The following is a 276-nucleotide window of genomic DNA, read 5'->3' as shown; positions in this document are numbered from 1 at the left end:
TCGAGGGCGAAATTCCCTGGAACACCCGTAAGCGCTACGACGAATTCGACTACGGCTATGCGCTGACGGTTCACAAGGCGCAGGGCTCGCAGTGGAACAATGTCGTGCTGTTCGATGAAAGCTGGGCCTTCCGCGATACGCGCGAGCGCTGGCTTTACACGGCAATCACCCGTGCAGCCGAGACTTTGACCATCGTTCGTTAGGCGGGCAGGCGTGGCGGACGCCGTTCCCGTGGGAGTGAAAAGTCTTCAGACCTGGACGATGCCGAGCAGAACA

Annotated in this window: 1 protein-coding gene; it reads left to right on the top strand. The window is 59.8% G+C overall.

All coding sequences use genetic code 11. From position 1 onward, the window contains the following. Positions 1-203 (top strand): ATP-binding domain-containing protein (locus tag SB772_RS40505; protein WP_410838585.1); only part of this gene is annotated, 203 nt, incomplete at its 5' end. Positions 204-276 lie beyond the last annotated feature (73 nt).

Source organism: Paraburkholderia sp. SIMBA_030, assembly GCF_046535245.1.
GTDB lineage: Bacteria > Pseudomonadota > Gammaproteobacteria > Burkholderiales > Burkholderiaceae > Paraburkholderia.
Note: the sequence above shows the minus strand (reverse complement) of the source record. Positions and strands in the feature narration are given on the sequence as shown.